The organism is Dawidia soli (genome assembly GCF_018598185.1).
GTDB classification, from domain to species: Bacteria; Bacteroidota; Bacteroidia; order Cytophagales; family Cyclobacteriaceae; genus Ohtaekwangia; species Ohtaekwangia soli.
The window spans coordinates 33198-53028 of record NZ_JAHESC010000030.1 but is presented as its reverse complement, the minus strand read 5'-3'; the positions used below and the strand labels follow the sequence as shown (position 1 = coordinate 53028).

General features: G+C 55.6%; 18 protein-coding genes. 10 read left to right on the top strand and 8 right to left on the bottom strand.

Annotation, left to right across the window (positions count from 1 at the left end; genetic code table 11):
- The first annotated feature begins 118 nt into the window (after positions 1 to 118).
- The 6 genes from KK078_RS19420 to KK078_RS19395 are packed head-to-tail and all read left to right on the top strand — an operon-like array spanning position 119 to position 5503.
- Positions 119 to 1318: a GlmU family protein gene (locus tag KK078_RS19420; RefSeq protein ID WP_254091972.1), complete on the top strand. Its 1200-nt coding sequence runs from the start codon at positions 119 to 121 to the stop codon at positions 1316 to 1318.
- 1 nt (position 1319) lies between these two features.
- Positions 1320 to 2441: a DNA polymerase III subunit gene (locus KK078_RS19415; protein ID WP_254091971.1), complete on the top strand. Its 1122-nt coding sequence runs from the start codon at positions 1320 to 1322 to the stop codon at positions 2439 to 2441.
- Between the two features lies 1 nt (position 2442).
- Positions 2443 to 3378: a hydroxymethylbilane synthase gene (gene hemC, locus KK078_RS19410; protein ID WP_254091970.1), complete on the top strand. Its 936-nt coding sequence runs from the start codon at positions 2443 to 2445 to the stop codon at positions 3376 to 3378.
- A 34-nt stretch (positions 3379 to 3412) separates the two neighbouring features.
- Entirely contained in the window at positions 3413 to 4285 is an 873-nt protein-coding gene (locus KK078_RS19405) for a peptidylprolyl isomerase (protein ID WP_262898735.1), read from the top strand.
- Between the two features lie 3 nt (positions 4286 to 4288).
- Positions 4289 to 5188: an SDR family oxidoreductase gene (locus tag KK078_RS19400; RefSeq protein ID WP_254091969.1), complete on the top strand. Its 900-nt coding sequence runs from the start codon at positions 4289 to 4291 to the stop codon at positions 5186 to 5188.
- A 24-nt stretch (positions 5189 to 5212) separates the two neighbouring features.
- On the top strand, positions 5213 to 5503 hold the full coding sequence (locus KK078_RS19395; RefSeq protein WP_254091968.1) for a DUF3817 domain-containing protein: 291 nt from the start codon (positions 5213 to 5215) through the stop codon (positions 5501 to 5503).
- On the opposite strand, the gene KK078_RS19390 is transcribed toward KK078_RS19395, so the two are convergent.
- Positions 5504 to 5911 carry a hypothetical protein gene (locus KK078_RS19390; protein ID WP_254091967.1) on the bottom strand — a complete coding sequence of 136 codons (408 nt, stop codon included), beginning with the start codon at positions 5909 to 5911 and terminating at the stop codon, positions 5504 to 5506. It lies immediately after the preceding gene.
- A 177-nt stretch (positions 5912 to 6088) separates the two neighbouring features.
- On the opposite strand from KK078_RS19390, the gene fmt reads away from it, so the two are divergent.
- A complete protein-coding gene (fmt, locus tag KK078_RS19385; protein WP_254091966.1) occupies positions 6089 to 7009 on the top strand; it encodes a methionyl-tRNA formyltransferase in 921 nt (306 codons plus the stop codon).
- Positions 7006 to 7506, top strand: coding sequence for a dihydrofolate reductase (locus KK078_RS19380; RefSeq protein ID WP_254091965.1), 501 nt, complete (start codon positions 7006 to 7008; stop codon positions 7504 to 7506). The genes fmt and KK078_RS19380 overlap by 4 nt, the downstream gene beginning before the upstream one ends.
- A gap of 12 nt (positions 7507 to 7518) precedes the next feature.
- Here KK078_RS19380 and KK078_RS19375 read toward each other — a convergent pair whose 3' ends face one another.
- Positions 7519 to 8445, bottom strand: a complete 927-nt coding sequence (locus tag KK078_RS19375) for a lysophospholipid acyltransferase family protein (protein ID WP_254091964.1) — start codon at positions 8443 to 8445, stop codon at positions 7519 to 7521.
- A 52-nt stretch (positions 8446 to 8497) separates the two neighbouring features.
- On the opposite strand from KK078_RS19375, the gene KK078_RS19370 reads away from it, so the two are divergent.
- Complete coding sequence (locus KK078_RS19370) at positions 8498 to 9001, top strand: SixA phosphatase family protein (RefSeq protein ID WP_254091963.1); 504 nt, start codon at positions 8498 to 8500, stop codon at positions 8999 to 9001.
- A 4-nt stretch (positions 9002 to 9005) separates the two neighbouring features.
- On the opposite strand, the gene KK078_RS19365 is transcribed toward KK078_RS19370, so the two are convergent.
- From KK078_RS19365 to lon, 4 genes are all read right to left on the bottom strand, one after another.
- Positions 9006 to 10067 (bottom strand): DUF4421 family protein, encoded by a 1062-nt coding sequence (locus KK078_RS19365; RefSeq protein ID WP_254091962.1) that lies wholly within the window; start codon positions 10065 to 10067, stop codon positions 9006 to 9008.
- Positions 10067 to 11479, bottom strand: coding sequence for an ATP-dependent protease ATPase subunit HslU (gene hslU / locus KK078_RS19360; protein ID WP_254091961.1), 1413 nt, complete (start codon positions 11477 to 11479; stop codon positions 10067 to 10069). Before hslU ends, KK078_RS19365 begins: the two co-directional genes overlap by 1 nt.
- A gap of 3 nt (positions 11480 to 11482) precedes the next feature.
- Positions 11483 to 12487 carry a type IX secretion system protein PorQ gene (porQ, locus tag KK078_RS19355; RefSeq protein WP_254091960.1) on the bottom strand — a complete coding sequence of 335 codons (1005 nt, stop codon included), beginning with the start codon at positions 12485 to 12487 and terminating at the stop codon, positions 11483 to 11485.
- Between the two features lie 67 nt (positions 12488 to 12554).
- Positions 12555 to 15014 (bottom strand): endopeptidase La, encoded by a 2460-nt coding sequence (gene lon, locus KK078_RS19350; protein ID WP_254091959.1) that lies wholly within the window; start codon positions 15012 to 15014, stop codon positions 12555 to 12557.
- A gap of 330 nt (positions 15015 to 15344) precedes the next feature.
- Between lon and KK078_RS19345 the strand changes: the two genes are divergently transcribed.
- Positions 15345 to 17147 (top strand): OmpA family protein, encoded by a 1803-nt coding sequence (locus KK078_RS19345; protein ID WP_254091958.1) that lies wholly within the window; start codon positions 15345 to 15347, stop codon positions 17145 to 17147.
- A gap of 56 nt (positions 17148 to 17203) precedes the next feature.
- On the opposite strand, the gene rseP is transcribed toward KK078_RS19345, so the two are convergent.
- Both rseP and KK078_RS19335 read right to left on the bottom strand, forming a co-directional pair.
- The gene (gene rseP / locus KK078_RS19340) at positions 17204 to 18544 is read right to left on the bottom strand and encodes an RIP metalloprotease RseP (protein ID WP_317195964.1); all 1341 of its coding nucleotides are present in this window, start codon (positions 18542 to 18544) and stop codon (positions 17204 to 17206) included.
- A 72-nt stretch (positions 18545 to 18616) separates the two neighbouring features.
- A complete protein-coding gene (locus KK078_RS19335; protein ID WP_254091956.1) occupies positions 18617 to 19774 on the bottom strand; it encodes a 1-deoxy-D-xylulose-5-phosphate reductoisomerase in 1158 nt (385 codons plus the stop codon).
- Between the last annotated feature and the right edge of the window lie 57 nt (positions 19775 to 19831).

Here is a 19831-nt window from a genome sequence, read left to right as displayed (position 1 = left end):
TTAAAATGGAGAGAAAAGCCCTTGGAAACGAGGGCTTTTTTGTTGTCGTAACTTTATTTTTCATGTGGGCGCACACAGACACACACACTGATTTGGTGTATGTTGCGGCGTTAATTTCATGTTCTATTTTTGGCGCATGAATGTGATTTTGTTCGACGATCCCTCGATCCGCACTGCCCTCCTGCCTTTTACCTTCACTCGCCCCGTAGCCTGCATCCGTACCGGCATCCTCACCATCCAGGAAAAATGGGAACGCCGCTTAAATACCAAGGTCTCCTTCCGCACGGAAGCTTACCTGCAACAGAAGTTTCCGTTTCATACCACCGCGCAAGACCTGCTGATCAACGGCGCCGTATGTCCCGACCAAACCCTGGTGGACACCATCAAAGCCTTACCCGCCCAGTATTTTCTTGTAAAAGACGATATGCTGCTGGCCGCCAATCAGCCCGCTGGCGCCATGACCCAGCAAAACACGATCGAATATGCCCATCCCGTCACCGTCATCGACCGGACCTGGAAGATCTTTCTTTCGAACGCCGCGCAGATTAAGCTCGACTTTGCCCTGATCACGGCCGGCCGCACTTCCGCTCCGATCACCGATCCGCATACCATTGTCTATGGCCCGAAGGAAAACATCTTCCTCGAAGAAGGAGTACACCTGCGCGCCTGTGTTTTGAGCGCCGAAAACGGCCCCATCTACCTGGGCCGCGACAGCATGATCCAGGAAGGCGCCGTCGTGCGTGGATCGTTTGCCTTGGGTGAAGGGGCGCATATCAATGTGGGTGCCAAGATCCGCGGCGATTCGTCCATCGGCCCCTACTCTAAAATGGGCGGCGAGGTTTCGAACGTGGTGGTGTTTGGCTACAGCAACAAGGCCCACGACGGCTTTCTGGGCAATGCGGTGCTGGGCGAATGGTGCAACCTGGGCGCCGGCACCAATGCCTCGAACATGAAGAACAACTACGACAAAGTGCGCCCCTGGAACCATGCGCTGAACGGGCCGGAAGCTACCGACCTCATGTTCTGCGGGCTCATGATGGGTGACCACAGCAAGGCCGGCATCAATACCATGTTCAACACCGGCACCGTGGTGGATGTCTGCGCCAATGTGTTCGGCGCCGGCTTTCCGCCGGCGCATATTCCGTCGTTCGCCTGGGGCGGTGGCGAGGGCCTGGTGACACACACGTTGTCAAAAGCCCTGGAAACGGCAGGCCGTGTGCTGGGCCGAAGAAATGTTACGCTGGGAGACGTGGATAAAGCCATTCTCCGCCATATCTTTGACACCACCGCGCAAAGCCGCGCGTGGGAAAAGATGTAGCATGAAATTTTCCGACATACCCGGTCTCATTGACGTCAAGCAACTTCTTACCGACGCTGTCAAAAGCAACCATACCGCGCACGCGCAACTTTTCGTAGGCGCCGCCGGCGCCCTCAACCTGCCGTTAGCGCTGGCCTATGCCACCTACCTGCACTGCGAGAACAAGGGCGACGACGCCTGCGGCGTGTGCCCGGCATGCTCGAAGAACGCCAAGTTCATACACCCCGATACACACTTTGTTTTTCCCCTGAGCAACGTCAAGAACGATAAGGATGAAGACCGCTTCCGCGCCGACATCCTGAAAAGCTGGCGGTCGTTCCTGCTCGAGCAGTGGTACGGTTCGCTCGACGACTGGACGAACTTCTATGGTGGCGAAGACAAGATGGCGCTCATCTCGCGCGAAGAGAGCCGCGAGATCATCAAGACGCTGTCGTTAAAGCCCTTCGAAAGCCCGCACAAGGTCATGATCATCTGGCAGCCCGAGCTGATGCATACCTCGGCCGCCAACGGCATTCTGAAGATCCTCGAAGAACCACCCCCGCAGACATTTTTTATACTCGTTACCAACGCCGCCGACAAGCTGCTGCCGACGATCATCTCGCGTACGCAGATCGTAACCGTGCCGCTGCTGCACGACGAAGAAGTAGCGGCGCACCTGCGCGAACGTCACAACGTAGAGTCTGCCAAAGCCGACAAGCTGGCGCAGCTGGCAGAAGGCAGCGTCAGTCAGGCCGTGCGGCTGATCGACAGCCCGGAAGACAACAACGCTACGGTCTTCATCGACTGGATGCGCGCCTGTTTCAAAAAGAGCTATGGCCAGCTGGTGGGCATGGCCGACTCGTACCACGGGCTGGACAAGCTCAGCCAGCGCAACATGATGACCTATAGCATCAACATGATGCGCGAGTCGATGCTCCACATCTCGGGCGCCGGCGCGATGAACCGCACCCGCGGCGAAGAGCTGAAGTTCGTTCATGATTTTAGCAAAGTGCTGACGCTGGATAAGATCGAGAGCTCGTACAAGTTGCTCAACGATGCCGCATACCACCTGGAACGCAACGGCAGTGCCAAGATGATCTTCCTGGACCTGTCCCTGAAACTATCCAAAACGCTTAATCCGTAACATGAATAAAACCATTCGCATCGGGACCCGTGGCAGCAAGCTGGCCCTCTGGCAAGCCGAACACATCGCGTCCCTGATCCGCCCGTCGGGCTATGGCACCGAGATCGTTCCGATCGAAACACGCGGCGACAAGATCCTCGATGTCTCCATCGCCAAGATCGGCAGCAAGGGTGTCTTTACCGAAGAGATCGAAGCCAAGCTCCTGGATGGCTCGATCGACATCGCCGTGCACAGCGCGAAAGACCTTTCGTCCGAGCTGCCCGATGAGCTGGAGCTGATCGCCTTTACGGAGCGTGAAGCCGTGAACGATGTGCTGATCAGCAACCGCCCGATCGATATTACCAATGGCTCGACGCTGCGCATCGGCACGTCGGCTACACGGCGGGTGGCTTTTCTCAAACACTTTTACCCCAACGTACAGGCTGTTTCCATCCGTGGCAACCTCCAAACGCGCTTTGCTAAACTGGAAGCCGGCGAGTGCGATGCGTTGTTGCTGGCCTATGCCGGCGTACACCGCATGGGCTTCGACAACTATATCGTAGAGAAGATCCCCACCAGTTACTTCGTACCGGCCGTAGGCCAGGGCTGTATTGCCGTAGAGTGCCACAAGAAACTGGCGTTTGATAAAAAAGAGATCCTCGAACGCTGGGTGAACCACCCCGCCACGGCAGTATGCGTACGCGCCGAGCGAGCGTTCCTCAAAACACTGCACGGCGGCTGCAGCATTCCGGCGTTTGGCTATGCCCACTTCGAAGGCGATCTGATCTCGTTAAAGGCCGGCCTCATTTCACTGGACGGCCAGCGCGTCATCAAAGTAAAGCGCTCCGCTGCGACGGAAGAAGCCAAAGAGCTGGGCGAGCTGGTCGCCAACGAAGTACTGACCATCGGCGGCGAGCAGATCCTGAAAGAAATACGCCAACAACTCAACAACGCCTGATCCCCGGGTATCGCTGATCTATACTCTCACTGTTATGAAACATACTTTTTTAACCGGCATCGCATTATTCTGCTGCATCTTTATCACCGGCTGCGCGCAGGAGCGCGACCAGGTCGTCACCTTTCACACACCCTACGGCGATATGATCGCTATTCTTTATGACGAAACGCCCAAGCACAAACAGAACTTTATCAAGCTCGTGAAAGAGCATTATTTCGACAGCCTGATGTTCCACCGCGTGATCGAAGGCTTTATGATCCAGGGGGGCGACCCCGACTCGCGCAAGGCGCCCAAAGGCACCATGCTGGGCCAGGGTGGACCGGGCTATACCATCGACGCCGAGTTCAACCCGAAATATTATCATGAAAAAGGTGCTTTGTCGGCGGCCCGCCTGGGCGACCAGATGAATCCCTCCAAGGCATCCAGCGGAAGCCAGTTTTACATCGTACACGGCACCAAAGTAAAGGAGGAAGAGATCAAGATCGACCCGGCCAAGTTCAACCAGGCCATGCAGCAGTTCTTCCAGAACCCCGCTAATAAACCGGTGTACGACTCCATCGGCCAGTTCTACCAGACCAACGACCTGCACGGCGCGCAAGACTTTATTTTCAAGCTAAAGCCGCGCGTAGAGAACGAGACCGGCATCAATACGGAAAAAGATGTACCGGCCGAGCAGGTAAAGGCCTATACCACGGTGGGCGGTGCCCCGCAGCTGGATGGCTCCTATACTGTTTTCGGCAAAGTGATCAAAGGCCTGGAAGTGATCGACACGATCGCCAAACAATCTGTCGACCAGGCCAAACGCCCCCTGGAAGATATCCGCATGACGGTGACGATCGAAGAGCTGTCAAAGAAAAAGATCGAGAAACTGTACGGCTATCAGTACCCGCCTTCTGCTAAAAAGTAGTCCATGAAGATCCTTGTTACCGGCGCCAACGGCCTGCTGGGTCAGAAGCTTACCGCACTCTTGCAACAGACTGTGGGCATTACCCTGGTGGCCACGGCCCGCGGCAAGTCTGTATTACCCCTTACCTCCGGCCGCTTTGTGCCGCTGGACGTAACCGATGGCCATGCCGTGGAGCATGTACTGGCCACCGAGAAACCCGACGTGATCATCCACACCGCGGCCATGACGCAGGTGGACCAGTGCGAAACCGAGCGCGAGCAATGCTGGGCCGCCAACGTCACGGCCGTGGAGCATATCGTCAACGCCTGCAACCGTCACGCCATACACCTGGTGCACGTCTCCACCGACTTTGTATTCGACGGTTCGCACGGCCCGCTGGACGAGACCGAGCCGCCGCACCCGGTGAACTACTATGGCGAAAGCAAGCTCGCCGCCGAGCAGTATATACAACGGCACGCCACAGCGGGCTGGGCGATCCTCCGCACGGTGCTGGTCTATGGCATCACCAACGACATGAGCCGTTCCAACATCGTACTGTGGGTGAAAAACAGCGTGGAGCAGGGCAAGACCATCCAGGTCGTAGACGATCAGTGGCGCACGCCGACGCTGGCCGAAGACCTGGCGCAAGGGTGTTACCTGGCGGCCGCGAAACGCGCGCAGGGGATCTATCACATTTCCGGCAAAGACTTTCTGAGCCCTTACCAGATCGCGCTGGCTACCGCCGATTATTTCCACCTGGACAAGGCGTTGATCCAGGCTACCGACTCCACCCGTTTTACGCAGCCCGCCAAACGGCCGGCGAAGACGGGCTTTACCATTGAAAAAGCCCGCCGGGAGCTGGGCTACGAGCCGCACAGCTTTCCGGAGGGCATTGCCGTCCTGGCGAGCCAGTTATCATCGTAATATCATTATTGAATCTATAGCATCATGATCAAAACCGCATTAGGCCGTCTGCGCATCGTCGCGTTCCTAGAAGGCATCTCCTTCCTCGTACTCCTGTGCATCGCCATGCCGTTGAAGTATATGGCCGACATCCCCGGCCCCGTGCGCGTGGTGGGCATGGCCCACGGTGTGCTCTTCATCGCGTATGTGCTCCTGCTGCTGCAAGTAGCATTGGAGCTACGCTGGAAGTTTTCGCGCTCGGTGGCGGCCTTTGTCGCCTCCTTTATTCCGTTCGGCACCTTCTACGCCGACAAGAAGTGGTTTCGCGAAGCCTGATTAGCGATAGTCACCGTACGTCTGACAATAGTCGGTGATGGTGTTCTCATACAGGTCGCGTACCGAGTATTGCAAGCTTATGCCGCTGCGGTCAACGGTACCGATACCTTCGATCTCGTAGTCGTTGATGACCTGGTACGGGATCGTGATCTTGTTGCCATATAAGAAGGCCCGCACCCGCAGGTCGGCGCCGTAAAAGTTATCGAGGTAGATCCGGTCGTCCGCGTATCCGTCTTTGTTGACATATACTTTGTAGTACGTATAGTCGTCGTAAGTCTCGGAGTATTCTTCCATGCTATAAGAACCGACTACCTGGTCGCGGGGGTCGTAGCGGGGCTCGTCTACTACAGTAACATCACAAGAGGCCAGTGTAACCAGTGCCAGGGCAGCGAACATAAACCGTTTCATATAAGTAGTAATTGATACTAATCCTTGTAAGGCAAGTTTAGGGCCAATTCTAAAAACGGCCCTGGCGAGGCCGTGAGGTGGCTTTTTATAACTTCTTTTAATCTCTTCGTGTATCTTTTATTATGTAATTTGTAGCCCGCAAACCGGCGACATTGTCCGATTCTGCGGTTCTCGTTTATGACTAAGCTTCGCATCATTTTCATGGGCACCCCGGAGTTTGCCGTGCCCAGCCTCGAGGTGCTCGTGGCCCATCACGTCAACGTGGTGGCCGTCGTGACCGCGCCCGATAAACCGCAGGGCCGGGGCCAAAAAATCGTATACTCGCCGGTGAAAGAATGTGCGCAGAAGCACAACATACCCGTGCTGCAACCCACCAACCTCAAAGCGCCGGAGTTCCTGGACGAGCTGCGCAGTTATCAAGCCAACCTGCAGATCGTCGTAGCGTTCCGCATGCTGCCCGAAGTGGTGTGGGCCATGCCGGCCTTTGGCACCTTCAACCTGCACGCTTCTCTCCTGCCGCAGTATCGCGGCGCGGCGCCCATCAACTGGGCCATTATACGCGGCGAGCGCGAGACCGGCGTCACGACGTTTTTCCTCAAGCACGAGATCGACACCGGCAGCGTCATCTTCCAGGAGAAAGAGCCTATTCACGACGACGATACCGTCGGCACCCTGTACGAGCGTTTAATGGCGCTGGGCTCCAGGCTCGTGCTGAAGACCGTACAAGCCATCACCGACGGCAACTACCCGTCTGTGCCACAACCGACGGACGTCGAGATCAAACACGCGCCCAAGATCTTCAAAGAAACCTGCCGCATCGATTGGACGCAGTCTTCCGAGGCTGTGCGCAACTTTGTACGCGGCCTGAGCCCCTACCCGGCGGCCTGGTGTATGCTAGGTGATAAGAACTTTAAAGTATACCGGGTGTCGATCGTAACGAAAGATCGCGACGCACAACCCGGTGCCTATGATACCGACCAAAAGACCTATCTGCATGTACGCACAGCCGACGGCTGGGTGGCGCTGGAAGAGCTGCAACCGGAAGGCAAGCGCAGTATGAAAATTGACGAATTCTTTCGCGGAAATAAACTCTCATGAAAATATCCCTCATCGCCGCGCATGCGCAGAACCATGTTATCGGCAAGAACAACGACCTGCCCTGGCAACTGCCCGACGACATGAAGTATTTCATGCAGACCACAAAGGGCCACCATTGCATCATGGGCCGCAAGAACTACGACTCGATACCCGACAAGTTTAAGCCCCTGCCCAACCGTACCAACATTGTGGTGACACGCCAGCAAGGGTTTCACGCGCCCGGGTGCATCACGGTCAATACGATCGATCAGGGCATCGCCCTGGCCCGCACCAACGGCGAGCGCGAGCTGTTCATCATCGGCGGCGCCGAGATCTACCACGCTACCCTGGCCCAGGCCGACCTGCTGTACCTCACGGAGATCCACGCCGTCATCCAGGGTGATACCTACTTTCCAGCGTTTGATAAAAATGAATGGAAGGAAATATCGCGCGTGCCGCACGCTGCCGACGAACGGCATGCCTACAGCTTTGATTTTGTCGTTTACGCGCGAAAGTAGCCGCCGTGAATGCTAGGCGATCTCTTCGCCCGGCTTCGTCTTCCAGCGTTCGTGCATCCACACCCATTGCTCGGGGTGGCTGCGCACCTGCTGTTCGATAAAGTTTGTCAGGATTTGCGTATTGTATACCATGTCCGCCTCGTCGTTGCCGCTGACATTGAGTGAGATCTCCGGCAATATATGCATGTGCTGTTTCCAGTCCGTGCCCAGGTAGATATAGGTGGGCACGATGGAAGCGCCCGTCTTCAGCGCCATGACCGTGGCCCCTACCGGTGTCGCGGCGGGCATGCCAAAGAAATTCACGAACCGGCTTTTCACACGCGTGTCCTGGTCGATCAGCAGGGCGACCGATCCGCCCGACTTCAATACCTTGATCATGCGGAACGTTTCGCGCCCACGCTCGATGGCGATGGCGCCGTGCTTATTGCGATAGTCCCACAACAGGTCGTTCAGGCGGGGGTCCTTTAACGGCGTACCGATAATGTTGGGGTTGAGGCCACGCAGGGCCATGACCGTTACCTGCAAGTCGAAAGCACCCATGTGGCAGGTCAGGAAGATCACCCCCTTACCTTTGGCCTGGGCGCGTTCAAAGTTCTCGTAGCCATGCACGACCAGGAACTTGTCGAGGTCGGCCGCGGTGTGCAGGGAAGCTGTCGCCCGCAACATCTCGCCGGCATTTTTTCCCAGATATTCAAACGTGCGCCGCGACAGTGCACGGATCTCCGCAGCGGATTTTTCCTTGCCATACGCCAGGGTGAGGTGACGCAGGGTGCGTGTACGTGTCTGACCTGCAAACGGATAGGCCAACCGACCCAGAAAACCGCAGAACCGCAGCCAGGCGATCCGGGGCATCAGGTTCGATAAAAAGATCAGGAACCTGACCAATCCATAAACGACCGCGTAGCGGATCTTCCGGCGAATTATTTTAAGACTTGCCATGAGGGGCGAAGATAAGGGTTAGGATTAGGATTTTTGGCACTAAATTTAAGTCGTGAAAACTCTGTACATCATCCGCCATGCAAAAAGCAGCTGGGCCAACCCGGCTCAGGAAGACTTTGATCGGCCACTGAACGACCGCGGCAAGCGCGACGCCCCTCGCATGGGCAAACGGCTGTCTGAAAAGAATATTCACCCTGACCTGATGGTGACAAGCCCCGCCAAACGGGCGCGGTCTACCGCCAAACGCGTGGCCAAGGCACTCGCCTTTCCCAAAGAAAAGATCAAGAAAGAAACCAAGCTGTACCACGCCGCCGAAGAAGAGATCCTCAAGACCGTTCAAAACCTGAAAGACAAACACAGCGTCGTAATGCTCTTCGGCCACAACCCCGGCCTGACCGAGTTTGTCAATTCCTTCCAGGACGACGAGTTTGATATCGACAACATACCCACGTGCGGTGTCGTGGCCTTCCAGCTCGACATCGGGTCGTGGAAGGATGCAAAATGGGGCAAAGGCAAAATGCTCTTCTTTGATTATCCCAAAAGCCGCGAAGACTAGTGCACTACCGGGCCAGCTCCCGGGGCAGGTCTGAAATACGTTTCTTCAAAATACCGAACTCGCGGAAGCGATAACCCACCAGTATTTTAAATGTACCGCTGGTGCTGACCAGCTGTACATCGTCAAACTTGGCCGAACGGTTCTGACTGTTAAAGCCCATGCCGCCAAAGAAGCGATCGCCGTTGTAGCCGATGCCGATCCGCGCCGTGACATAGAGATTGAACCGGATGTCGTTACGGTCCTTCCCCCCTTCCAACGTAGAGCCCAGCCAGTTGTGCGCCGGGCCGATGGCCAGCGTACCGTTCAGAAAGAATCCCTTATAGATTATGCTATAGGTATAGCCGGGAGCAACGCCCAACGTGGTGACCTGCATGCGCTTGATCTTGGCGTCGTCTTTAAACTCCGCTGCATACGCGCTTCCCAAAATGGCCGAGTCGCCCGAAGCCTGAAAGCTGCTGAGCGAGGCCACCAGCAGGAACGAGCCCGCACTGCGCAGCTGACGGTCGGCAAAGTTATAGGCCGACCGGAACGAGAACTTCTTGTTGTTAAAAGTATAGTTAACGCTTATCCCGGTGTTGCGCGTGGTGATATCGCTGCGCTGCGGGTATGGGGTGTTGCTGGGAATATCCATGTTCGGGTCTTCGATGTAAAACCCGCGGTACTTCTGCACAAAAGCGTCGATGCCCCATTTCTTGCCGATGATGTTCAGCTGCAGGTCGCTGGCGTCCGACTCCCCGTAGATGCGTTTGTTCTGCTCGTCGAATGGAACGGAAAAGGCCAGCTCCACACCCAGTTCGAAGATATACATCCCCAGACCGAAAGCATAGGGTTTGTTGGAGCGATACTTCAAGGTATAGTCCTTGTTGGACAGGCTGCCCATCTCGAAGTCCAGCCGGCGCTGCTTCAACACGGGCCACAAAAAGAAGTGGTCGGGAAAAGACTGGATGTACTGTGACCGCACAGAGTCGTAGCTGCCTTGCCCGGCGGGCTGTATCGTGACGTCGTCCTGCGCCCATGCCGGCAGTGCAAGCACGGCCAGCAGCAGTGTCCGGAAGAGATTCTTCATTAAAGGATAAATTCGCTCAGGTCTTTGTTCTTCACCAGGCCGGCCAGCTTCTCGCGCACCATGGCAGCGTTGATGGCAATACGGGCATTGGGACCGATCTTATCCGGCACGTCGAACAGGAACTCGTTGAGCAGTCGGCTCATGACGGTATGCAGGCGACGGGCTCCGATATTCTCGACTTCGGCGTTGATGACAAATGCCGTTTCGGCAATCTCTTCGATGGCATCGTCGGTAAACTCGACAATGACTTCTTCTGCCTCGAACAGCGCCTGGTATTGTTTGGTCAGGGCGTTGCGCGGCTCTTTCAGGATCTGTACAAAGTCTTCGCGCGTGAGGTTGTTCAGCTCCACGCGTATGGGGAACCGGCCTTGCAGCTCGGGTATCAGGTCGGAAGGTTTGGAGATGTGAAACGCCCCGGCGGCAATGAACAGTACATGGTCTGTTTTGATCATGCCGTGCTTGGTGTTGACGGTGCTGCCTTCGACGATCGGCAGCAGGTCGCGCTGCACGCCCTCGCGGCTCACATCGGGGCCACTCCCGCCGCCCTTGCGCGAACCCGACGCGATCTTGTCGATCTCGTCTATGAAGATGATGCCCGCGTCTTCGGCCCGGCGGATCGCCTCGTCTTTCACTTCGTCCATGTCGATAAGCTTGGCGGCCTCTTCTTCCAGCAGCAGCTTGCGCGCTTCGGCTACGGTCACCTTGCGCTTCTTGCTTTTCTTCGGCATCATGCCGTTGATCATCTCCTGCAGGTTCATCATCGACACCTCGTCCATCATACCGGCGCCGATCATGCCGACCCCCTGCCCGCCACTGCCCTTTATGTCGATCTCGATCTTGCGGTCTTCCAGCTCACCGTTACGAATCTTCTCCCGAAAATGATTGCGTGTACGCTCGTTGAGCTCGGCGTCGCTGGTAGGCGTCTCGTTGTTACTGTCGCCGCTGTTGCCGAACCCGGCTGCACGATGGGTTGCGGCACCCGAGCGCAGCGGCGGGATCAATGCATCCAGTATAGCGTCCTCTACCGCCTGCGCGGCTTTTTCTTTTACCTCCTCTTTCTTGCGGGCGCGTACCATGTTCACGGACTGCTCGACCAGGTCGCGCACCATGCTCTCTACATCGCGGCCTACATAGCCCACTTCGGTGAATTTCGAGGCTTCTACTTTTACGAAAGGAGCATCGGCGATCTTGGCCAGGCGACGGGCGATCTCCGTCTTACCCACCCCGGTGGCGCCGATCATGAGTATGTTATTGGGCACGATCTCGCCCTGTATGTCCGAGCGGGTATTCATACGACGCCAGCGGTTACGCAGCGCGATGGCGACATTGCGTTTTGCTTCGTATTGCCCGATGATATACTTGTCGAGCTCCTCTACGATTTGCTGGGGCGTCAGATATTTCTTTTCCATCATAATTTATCGTCTCTTCAACATTCGTTCCACGTTCGATGACAGCGTGAGTGTATAGCCGCCGTTTCCGGCCACATAACCACTCCGGCTGAAAACAAATTCAAAAGCTTTGATCCGGGCCGAAAAGCCCAGCGAGATACCGGCACCACCCCCACCCTCTTCGAGCTTCAGCTCCTGGTGTTGCCGGTAGTTGTAGCCCAGCAGCAGGTTTACGTTGCGGTGAAAAAGGATCTCGGCTCCAAAGTTAACCCGTCGCAGCACCTTGTCCAACGTACCGGGCTCGTCGTCGCCACTCGCGGGGTCGTAATACGTCACGTCTTTGCCGGTCAGTGCATAGGCCGTAAGCGAAAAACGCAGGGGCATGTGTTCGGGTTTAAAGGTCGCACCTACCTGTACATCAAACGGCAGCGAGGTGTCGCCCGTGTCGGTGTATTCGGATAAAGTCGTGCCCAGGTTGCGGATCGCCAGGCCCACGCGCAGGTCTTGCTGGGGATGGATAAATACACCGGCCAGGTCTACCATCAGCGCGCTGGCGCGATAGCCGGCCAGGTTGGAAAAGACCAGCTTCAGGTTGGCCCCGACACGAAAATGGCCCACCTGGTGGCTTTTGCTCACCACCCAGGCCGTTTCGCCGGACTTATAATCGCCCAGCGGGCTGCCCGAAGGATCGTAGCTCTGAATGGTGCCATAGCGCAGGTGTTGCACGCCAAACGCCAGGATGCCGATGCCGCGAAAGGTATGGGCATAGGCAAACGCCGCCTGCCCCACGTCGGCCACATAGAACTGGTACGAGGCCGAAGCCATGCCGGCCAGGGTGTCGGAGACCAGGGCCGGACTGGCAAAAAAAAAGTTTACGTCCTGGTCGGCCAGTGACACGTTTACGCCCCCGAGCGCGGCCTGGCGGGCGCTGGCAGGGATCTGAAGAAACTCAAAAGAGCGTTTTCCGCCGGGCTGCGCATACGACGACACAGTACAGAAAAGGAAGAAAAGGAAGTACGATCGTCTCGCCACGCCGGAAGCTTTGCCTGCTAATATCGCAAAAATGTTATCATATCACGGCCGGCGCCTGCTATTCTGCTCAGGCCGTCGCTTTCTGGTCGGTTAAGACGAACTTCATGGGCACCGTGATCCGGTCTTTGAGCAGCGCGATCTTAAGCACTTCTTCCACATTTTCGACATAATGGAACGTCAGGCCTTTGAGGTAGTGCTTTTCGATCTCGTCGATGTCGCGCCGGTTCTTCGCGCTCAGCACAATCTCTTTGATGCCGCTGCGTTTGGCCGCCAGGATCTTCTCCTTGATGCCCCCTACCGGCAATACCTTGCCCCGCAGGGTGATCTCGCCGGTCATGGCCAACTTGGCTTTAACTTTGCGCTGGGTATAGATCGAGGCCAGCGACGTGAACATGGTGATCCCGGCCGACGGCCCGTCTTTGGGCACGGCACCGGCCGGCACGTGTATGTGCAGGTCGTATTGCTGGAATAACCGGTAGTCTATCTGCAGCGCCTCGGCGTTGGATTTCAAATAAGACAGTGCGGCCACCGCCGACTCTTTCATGACATCGCCCAGCTGCCCCGAGATGGTCAACGCACCTTTGCCCCGGCTCAGGCTGGACTCCACAAAGAGTATTTCGCCGCCTACCTGTGTCCAGGCAAGTCCCGTCACCACGCCGGCAATGTCGTTGCCCTGGTATAGCTCCTCATCGAAGACCTCGGCCCCTAATACTTTGCGCACAGTCTCCTCGCCGATCACTTTGTCATACTCCTCTTCCATTGCCACCGACTTGGCAATGTGCCGCACCAGGGTGCCGATCTTGCGCTCCAGATTGCGCACGCCCGACTCGCGGGTATAGCTGTTGATGGTCTTGTTGATGGCGTCTTTCGAGAACTTCACATCGCTCGCCCGCAGACCGTGTTCTTTCAGCTGTTTGGGGATGAGGTGCTTCACGGCGATCTCTACTTTCTCCTCTTGTGTATAGCCCGTGATCTCGATGATTTCCATCCGGTCGCGCAGCGCGGGGTGAATGGTATCGAGCGAGTTGGCCGTTGCGATAAAGAGCACTTTCGAGAGGTCGTAATCTACTTCCAGGTAGTTGTCGCCAAAGGTGCTGTTCTGCTCGGGGTCGAGCACTTCCAGCAATGCTGACGAAGGGTCGCCGCGAAAGTCCGCTTTTACTTTATCGATCTCGTCGAGTACAAAGACGGGATTTGACGACTGCGATTTCTTGATGTGCTGCAGGATCTTGCCGGGCATGGCGCCCACGTAGGTCTTACGGTGGCCACGGATCTCGGCTTCGTCGTGCACACCGCCCAGCGACATGCGTACATATTTACGCTGCAACGCTTTGGCTATAGAGCGGCCGAGCGACGTTTTGCCGACACCGGGCGGGCCGTACAAACACAAGATCGGTCCCTTCATATCTTGCTTGAGCTTGAGCACAGCCAGGTATTCCAGGATCCGGTTCTTTACCTTTTCCAGGCCAAAGTGGTCGTGGTCCAGCACCTTGCGGGCACGCTTCAGGTCGAAGTCGTCTTCGGTATATTCTGCCCAGGGCAGGTCGAGCATAAACTCGACGTAGTTCATCGCTACCGGGTATTCGGCCGCCATGGGGTTTATGCGCAACAGCTTGTCCAGCTCTTTATTGAAGTGCTCGGCCGCTTGCTTGGTCCAATGCTTGGTGTCGGCGCGGCGACGGAACTTCTCCACTTCTTTATCGGGGCCGTCATACCCCAGCTCGTCTTGCAGCACTTTGATCTGCTGACGCAGGAAGTAGTCGCGTTGCTGCTGGTCGATGTCGGTATGGACTTTCTTCTGGATCTCGTGCTTGATCTCCAGCATCTGTACATCTTTCAGCATATACTGCAACAACAGGGTGCCCCGGTCGGTGATGTTCTGCGTCTCGAGGATCTTCTGTTTGTCGCTTACTTCGGCATTGAGATTAGACGACAGGAAGTGCACCAGGAACGACATGCTCGAAATGTTGTCGAGCGCGACCTGGGCCTCCTGGGGTATTTCCGGGTTCAGCTTCAGGATCTTGGTGGCCGCGTCTTTCAGCGATTGCACCAGCGCCTTGGACTCTTTGTTGTTCGCATTGAGCACCGGCTCTGACTGGAGTGAGATGCGGGCCGTGAGATACGGTTCTTCCTGAACAAATTCCTTGACCGTAAACCGGTTCTTACCCTGGATAATGATAGTGGTATTACCGTCGGGTAGCACCAGCATTTTGATGATGCGGGCTACGGTGCCCGTGCGGTAAAGATCATCGATCACAGGCTCTTCGGCCTGCGAGTTCTTCTGCGCCACGACGCCAATGATCCGATTTCCCTGATAGGCCTTTTTTACCAGCTTAATGGATTTCTGGCGGCCTACCGTGATGGGGATCACAACGCCGGGGAACAGTACTGTATTTTTGATGGGGAGGATCGAGAGCTCTTCCGGAAGGTCTTCCGGCTTAATATCGGAATCTTGCTCGGGGTTGATCAGCTGAATGAGATCATCTGAATCTTCCTGAACGAGTTGTATGGGATTTGCTTTAAACATTGCCTTTGTCAAAAGATGTCAAACTGGCACGGCCTGCGTGCGCTTCGTTATGTTGTTGCTACGTGCGCCTAAAGGACAATAGTAGTGCCAAGAGAGTTGTAAAAGAAGCAAAATAGTGTCAACTTTATCCGATTGGCGTGCTTTTTACCAAACGCAGGTTCTGTGAAAACCTACTTTTTGACCTTGATTGCGGCCTTTTGGCTGTTGGTACACGCTCCGCTCCTGGCTCAAAAGCCTAAAACGAAGTACAAAAAGGGGGGAGTTGTTCAGCTCAATGATAGCCTGACAAGCTACAGCCAATCTGACATTTTCGTTTTTCCAAACGTAAATGTGGTCCGCTTTTATAAAGATGCAGCAAAACTGGGCAAAATAAAAGCGCTCGCCGCCTCCGGCGACTACGAGCAACAATACACCGAGCTGAAAGCCTATGTACGCAATTTCGGCATCGAAAACTTCGGCATCGAGACACAGCTCATCTGGGACCTGGCCAAGCTCTCCGAAAAGCTCGGCCGACCCGGCGAGTCCGTACTACTCTACAAGCTTGTCCTGAAACACCACAAACAGAGCATCGACGAAAAACAGGTGCGCCGGGAGTTCGACACGCTCACGCGCAACCAGGCCGACCTGTATGTGCCCCTCAAGCAATATTATGACCTGGTCGCCTTCCGCAAGGAGATCGACACATTGCGCCCGCCACAAGGTGTGCTGCTCAACATGGGCTACGGCGTAAATTCGGAGAAGGAAGACTACGGCCCCACGATCGGCAACGTAGACAACGTGCTGCTTTTTACCTCGAAGCGTAACTCGAAGATCACGCCGCTGCAAAAGACCTACAACGAAGACTTGTTTTATACCATCAAGAAAGACTCGCTGTGGGACTTTTCCGAAGAGCTCAAGACGATCAACACACCCTATAACGAAGGGTCCGCCAGCCTGAGCCGCGACGGACGGCATTTATACTTTGCCCGCTGCAACTCGCCCGACTCGTACGGCAACTGCGACATCTTTGTGTCTGATCTGCAACCCGACAGCACCTGGGGACAGGCACGGAACCTGGGCCCGAACATCAACAGCGCGTCGTGGGACTCACAGCCTTCGCTCTCCCACTCGGGCGATACGCTCTACTTTTCTTCCGACCGCATTGGCGGCTTTGGTTTCTCGGACATTTACTTTTCCGTACGCGACGTAGACGGTCGCTGGCAAAAGGCGCGGAACCTCGGACCGGTCGTCAATACCCGGGCGTTTGAGGTAAGCCCGTTCTTTCACCATACACGCAATGTACTGTACTTCAGCTCCAACGGACAGCCGCTGAACTTCGGCGATTTCGATATTTACAAGGCATACCGTGAAGGTACCACGTGGGGTGAGCCAAAGAACATCGGCCCGCTGGTGAACGGCGGCGGCAGTGAATATTACTTTACGATCGACTCCGAATCGCAAAATCTATACTATGCCAAGTCCGTTGAGAACGACCTGAACAACCTCGATCTATACTCCTTTCCCGTGCCGATGGAAGCACAGCCCGACGCCGTGGCACGCCTCAAGGGTAAGCTGATCAACTCCGAAACGAAAAAACCTTTCCGCGGCATTGTGTCGGTCATCGACCTGGACAAAGGCGTGGAGGTAGCTCCGAAGTTCCTGCGCGACGACGGCTCGTTCGACTTCAACCTGATCAATAAACGGAATTACCTGCTCATCATTCAGGGCGATGATTTCTTCCGCATCGAACAGATCTTCTTTATGGACGGCGACCGCGAGATCAACCTCGAGACCGAGCCGATCGAGAGCAAGATCGCGTTCCAGTCACTCGAATTTGAGAACGGCAAGGCCGATATACTGGAAACGATGCATCCCGACCTGACCAAGCTGGCCAACTTCATGATCGATCACCCTACGCTCAAGCTGAGCATCGCGGGGCATACCGACTCGCAGGGTAACGAGATCGCCAACCTCAAGCTGTCGCAGGCACGCGCCGACGCCATCAAGGCCTACCTGATCTACAAATTCAGCATTGCGGCCGAACGCATCGAGGCCCACGGCTACGGCAGCTCCAAACCCATCGTCGAAGAGAAGACAGAAGACGATCGCAAGCTGAACCGCCGCGTCGAATTCCAGATCCACAAACCGGAGTAAAACAACAATGCCCCCCGATGTTAATCGGGGGGCATTGCAGCGTGTACATCTTTTTGTTATGCGTTCGTTACCAGCTTCACAATGTCGTTGGCAAAAATGAACACCATCAGGGCCAGCAGGAATACCATGCCTACCTTCTGTGCATTCTCCAGGAACTTATCCGAAGGCTTGCGACGTGAAACGATCTCGTACGTGAGGAACATAACGTGGCCACCGTCGAGCGCCGGGATCGGCAACAGGTTCATGAAGGCCAGCACGAGCGACAGCACGCCGGTCAGCGACCAGAAGCGCTGCCAGTCCCACTCTGCACCGTATGCACGCATGATGCCGATCGGGCCGGACAAGGATTCTTTCGGAGAAAGTTTACCGCTGATCACGCGGCCAAACGCCGTTACCTGTGTCTTCAGCGTTTCTACGGCCCGGGTAGCGCCCAGCGGAATAGACTCTGCAAAGCCGTATTTCATGGCTACGCGGCCCTCGGCCAGGTAGTCCTTCGGCTCCATGGCGCGGAAGCCAATGCCTTCTTTGCCTTTAAAGGCCTCTTTAAACGCAAGCGCGGTGCCGGCACGTGAAATTTTAAAGGAGATAGAATCAGCGTTGTTCTTTTTGCTGGCCTGTACGATCTTATATACCTGGTCAAAGTACGCCACCGGTGTGCCGTTCACTTCAGTGAACACATCGCCGGGCTTCAAGCCAGTCTTTTCGGCAATAGACTCTTTGGTAACTTCACCTACCACCGGCGGCACGCGGTACCGCAGGAAATTCATGGCGTTTTCTTTCTTGTTGAACTTCTCGATGAAGTTGCCGGGAATGGGAATATCCACCAGCTTGCCGTCGCGCTCCACGGTGTAATAACCGTCGGTGCTCAGCAGCGTCTGGGGCTTGGTGATGTCTTCGGTATACAAGAAATCCTTGCCGTTGATCTTAACGATCTTGTCGCCCGTGCGCAAGCCGATCCCCTCGCCTACTTCGCCTACATCAAAACCGCCATTCTTATTGACCACGTCTTTCAGCATATAGATATCGCCAAAGGCAAAGGTCAACGAGATAAAGATCAATACGCCCACGACCAGGTTCACAATGATGCCGCCGAGCATCACGATCAGGCGCTGCCACGCCGGCTTGGAGCGGAACTCCCACGGCTGCGGTTCTTGCTTCATCGTCTCGGTATCGAGCGATTCGTCGATCATACCCGAGATCTTTACATAACCGCCCAGCGGTATAGCGCTGATGGCGTACTCTGTTTCACCCTTTTGAAAGGACCATATCTTCGGCGGAAAGCCGATCGAAAACTGTTCTACGCGCATTCCAAAATACTTGGCCGCTAACAAGTGGCCCATTTCGTGCACGGCCACCAAAAACGATAAGCTCAGCAGTAACTGAGCTAACATGATCATCCAATCCATTCGTTATCTTTTAATCCGTTAGTCTTTTCTTTTTCAATTTATTACAGTGTGCGTGTGGGTCTTTTATCGTAGCAATTCCTGCGCACGGAGACGCGTCTCTTTATCCGTTGTAACGTAATCTTCGTACGAGGGATTTCCTATATAATCCATTTTTGCCAAACATTGTTCGACAATGTCCGACATTTCCAGAAAACCCACTTGTTCTCGCAAAAAACCGGCCACTGCCACTTCATTCGCCGCATTCAACACACACGGCATATTGCCCCCGCGGTGCAGGGCCTCAAATGCCAATGCAAGATTACGAAAAGTTTCTGTATCAGGCTTTTCGAATGTCAAAGCCGGGTATTGCGAGAAATCAAAACGTGGAAAGTCGCTTTTCAAACGATGCGGGTACGTCATCGCAAACTGGATCGGCAAACGCATGTCGGGCAGCCCCAGCTGCGCCTTGAGCGAACCGTCCTCAAACTGTACGAACGAGTGAATGATGGATTGCGGATGCACCACCACCTCTACCTGCGCCGGATTCAGTCCGAACAACCACTTTGCCTCGATCACTTCCAGGCCCTTGTTCATGAGCGATGCCGAGTCGATCGTGACTTTCGCACCCATGGACCAGTTGGGGTGTTTCAGCGCTTGTGCCTTGGTAACAGCAGCAAGCTGCGGCCGCTGCTGGCCCCGAAAAGGACCACCGGAAGCCGTTAGGATGATCTTTTCGATCTTGTTGTGGAATTCACCCACGATGCACTGGAAAATAGCGGAATGCTCGGAATCTACCGGGTAAATGCTCACGCCCTTCTCCCGTGCGAGGCGCGTGACCAGGTCGCCCGCCACGACCAGCGTTTCTTTGTTGGCCAGGGCAATGGTTTTACCGGCCTCGATGGCGCGCAGCGTGGGGCGCAAGCCGGAATAGCCCACCAGCGCGGTTATGACCAGGTCGATGGTTTCCATCTGCACAATGTCTGCCAGGGCCTTTTCGCCGGTGTAGACCTTCACGTCTTCGGTGGCCAGGGCCTGGCGCACGAGCTCGTAATGGTCTTCGTTAGTGATAACGACTGCATTGGGCTTAAAGCGCCGGGCTTGCTCGATCAGAAGCGCGGCGTTGTTTTGCGCCGTGAGCACTTCCACCTGAAAAGCATCGGGATTTGCCGCAATTACATCTAAGGCCTGTGTACCGATAGAGCCGGTCGAGCCGAGGATGGCAATGTTCTTTTTGTTACTCAACTGCGATAGAATTGATGATCCAAACGACCAGGCACATGCCGGTACGTTCTGCAAAAA